Source organism: Deinococcota bacterium (genome assembly GCA_030858465.1).
In the GTDB taxonomy this organism is placed as follows: domain Bacteria; phylum Deinococcota; class Deinococci; order Deinococcales; family Trueperaceae; genus JALZLY01.
The window spans coordinates 1-3,172 of sequence record JALZLY010000342.1; the positions used below are offsets into that span (position 1 = coordinate 1).

The window sequence follows — 3,172 nt, forward strand, 5'->3', positions numbered from 1 at the left end:
GCACCTACCTCGTCGGCAGCGTCCAGAACACCGGCGAGAGGACCCTAGCGGAGGTCGAGGTGCAGCTCGGCCTCTACGGCCGCGCGGACGAGCCCCTGGGCTCGCTCACCGCCGCCAGGGGCAGCCTCGCTCCCGGCCACGTCTGGTCCTACCGGGTCAAGGTCACGCAGGGCGGGGCGAACTCCTACCGGGTCCTGGCGCTGTGCGGAATTTACGCGCGTGAGAGCGTGAGGGCGCGTTAAGCTGCGCCATGCTGAGAACCCGTGTGCGCGTCGTCCGCAAGTTCAAGCCCTATAGCCCGCCGGCGCGGCCGCTGCTGTCGCCCTTCAACCGCGCGCTCGGCGTCTCCTTTGTCGGCGTGATGGCCGCCTACCTGCTGACGCTCTCCGGCCTGCATGGCGTCGCGCTCGTCGCCATGCTCGGGGCGCTGTTGGGCTTAGTGGCCGCCGCGGTCGCCCCGCGCTGAGCGCGCTCTTCAGCCTAAAGTCCTTAAAGCTGACGGCTAAACACGCCTGGGATGGACGCCGCCGCCGCGGGCTTCAGCCGGAGGCGTGCTCGAGCGGACTTGTCATCACGCGCCGCGCCGCGAAGCTGGTAGAATTCCCTGACGTGCCGCTCTTCCGCCAAGCTCCCTCAGGCACCGGTCTGGTCGCCGCGCTCGACCGCGAGCCCCTCGAGGTCCTGCTCCGCTCGACCAGGGTGGGCTTCTGCTCGAGCGGAGCGGGCCGGTGACGGTGCGCACCAAGCAGGGCACCAAACAGGGTGCCAAACAGGGCGCCAAACAGGACGCCCGCCGCCGCTCGCGGCGAGCGGCCAAGGCGCCGATGAGCGTCACCACCACCTCGAGGGCCATCCTCTTCGTCTTCGGCCTGATCGGCGTGGTCGGCAGCCTGCACGCTTTCGTCATGGTCGGCGTCGAGGCCTTTCGCTACGCCGAGAACAGCCGCGAGATAAGCCGGTTGCGCGGCGACATCGCCGAGCTGGACCACGAGCTGGGCGGCCTGCAAGCGATCCTCGACCACGCCCGCGACGCCCGCTACCGCGAGCAGCTCGCCCGGCGCCAGGGCTTCGCCTATCCGGACGAGCAGCGCTTTTTCACCCTGACGCCGCCAGGGCAGGAGTCGGGGGACGGGGGTCAGGACTCGAGCGACAGCAGTCAGAATTAGCCTGGCTCTTAGTGGATGCCTGCCGGTCCAGCTTCTGGCAAGGCCTGCTGAGACGACAGGTGTGCAGGCGCCTCAAAGGTTAGGCTTTGATACCCGTAGCCTCCATCCCCCGTAGCCTCCATCCCCCGGCTGCGCCGCCCCCTTGATAAGGGGGTTGGGGGGATTCGGCGACGACTCCCTTACAAGGGAAGCAAGTCGCTGAAAGGATTTGTTCTTTGGGCGGCTCCGCGGGTGCGCGCGGTAGAGGGGCGGCGGGGTATCGTGGGGGCGACAAGTGGGGAAACAATAGGAGGTCACGCCAGGTGGACGACGAGATACTGGTCTGGATGAACGAGCTCACCGCGGAGATGGAAGAGCGCCGCAAGGTGGTGGAAAAGGGCGGCGGCGAGGCCCGCATCGCCAAGCAGCACGAGGGCGGCAAGCTGACCGCGAGGGAGCGCGTCGCCAAGCTTCTCGACGAGGGCTCCTTCGTCGAACTCGGCGTCTTCGTCGAGCCGCTCGAGAGCGAGCTCATGCGCGGCGTAGAGGCGCCCGGTGAGGGCGTGGTCACCGGCTACGGCAAGATAGGCGGCCGGGTGGTCTTCGTCTTCAGCCAGGACTTCACCGTCCTGGGCGGCAGCCTGGGCAAGCGGCACGCCCAAAAGATCGCCAAGGTGATGGATCTGGCGGTGAAGACGGGCGCGCCCATCATCGGCCTCAACGACTCGGCGGGGGCGCGCATCCAGGAGGGGGTGGACTCGCTCTCGGGCTACGGCGAGGTCTTCTACCGCAACGCCGTCTACTCGGGGGTGGTGCCGCAGATCAGCGCCATCCTTGGCCCCTGCGCGGGCGGCGCGGTCTACAGCCCCGCCCTGACCGACTTCGTCTTGATGAGCCGCGGCTCGAGCTACATGTTCATCACCGGGCCCGAGGTGATCAAGTCGGTCACCAAGGAGGACGTCTCCTTCGAGGGCTTGGGCGGGGCGGCGGTCCACGCCCGTAAGTCCGGGGTGGCGCACCTAGAGGCCGAGAACGACGAGGGCGTCCTGGAGATGATCCGCGAGCTGCTGTCGTTTTTGCCCCAGTCCGCCAAGGAGAAGCCGCCCCTCCTGGAGAGCCGCGACCCCATAGAGCGCGAGACGCCGGAGATTCTCTCCATCGTCCACCCCGACCAGCGCCGGCCCTACCCCATGATCGAGGTGATCAAGGCGCTCGTCGACGACAACGCCTTTTTCGAGACCCAGCCGGACTTTGCCAAGAACATCATCACCGGCTTCGCGCGCCTGGGCGGTAGCAGCGTCGGCGTCGTCGCCAACAACCCCCGGCAGATGGCCGGGACCCTCAATATCGACGCCTCGGACAAGGCCTCGCGCTTTATCCGCACCTGCGACTGCTTCAACGTGCCGCTCGTGACCCTGGTCGACGTGACCGGCTTCATGCCCGGCGTCGCCCAGGAGCACGCCGGCATCATCCGCCACGGCGCCAAGATGCTCTACGCCTACGCCGAGGCCACCGTCCCCAAGATCACCCTGATCGTCCGCAAGAGCTATGGCGGCGCCTACCTGGCGATGAACTCGCGCGACATGGGCGCCGACGTGGTCTTGGCCTGGCCCACCTCGGCCGTCGCGGTGATGGGCGCGGAGGGCGCCGCCAATATCATCTTTCGCCGCGACATCAAGACCTCGAAAACCCCCGAGGCCAGCCGCGCCGCCAAGGTCGCCGAGTACAAGGCCCGCTTCGACAACCCCTACTGGGCGGCGGGCCGCGGCTACATCGACGACGTGATCGACCCCAAGGACACCCGCAAGCACCTCATCCGCCACCTGAGGATGTTAGACGGCAAGGTCGAAAACCGGCCCTACAAAAAGCACGGCAACATCCCGCTTTAAGTAAAGCTGTAAGGAGCCTCGAGCCCTTGGGCTCGAGGCTTTACCTTCAGCGTTGAGAAGCTGTCTAAGGAACAGTCACGTATACAAAACTGTCTCCAAAGCCGCTACCTACGCTTGTGCCCGGGCCTTCGCCTAATC

Annotated in this window: 4 protein-coding genes; all 4 read left to right on the forward strand. The window is 67.0% G+C overall.

Annotated elements, in window-relative coordinates; translation table 11 throughout:
* A partial coding sequence (locus M3498_16755) for an FxLYD domain-containing protein (protein ID MDQ3460920.1) occupies nt 1-242 on the forward strand: 242 nt, incomplete at its 5' end.
* An 8-nt stretch (nt 243-250) separates the two neighbouring features.
* The gene (locus tag M3498_16760) at nt 251-466 is read left to right on the forward strand and encodes a hypothetical protein (GenBank protein ID MDQ3460921.1); all 216 of its coding nucleotides are present in this window, start codon (nt 251-253) and stop codon (nt 464-466) included.
* Between the two features lie 262 nt (nt 467-728).
* Nucleotides 729-1,166, forward strand: a complete 438-nt coding sequence (locus tag M3498_16765) for a hypothetical protein (protein ID MDQ3460922.1) — start codon at nt 729-731, stop codon at nt 1,164-1,166.
* Nucleotides 1,167-1,492: 326 nt separating this feature from the next.
* Nucleotides 1,493-3,034: an acyl-CoA carboxylase subunit beta gene (locus tag M3498_16770; GenBank protein MDQ3460923.1), complete on the forward strand. Its 1,542-nt coding sequence runs from the start codon at nt 1,493-1,495 to the stop codon at nt 3,032-3,034.
* Nucleotides 3,035-3,172: the final 138 nt, after the last annotated feature.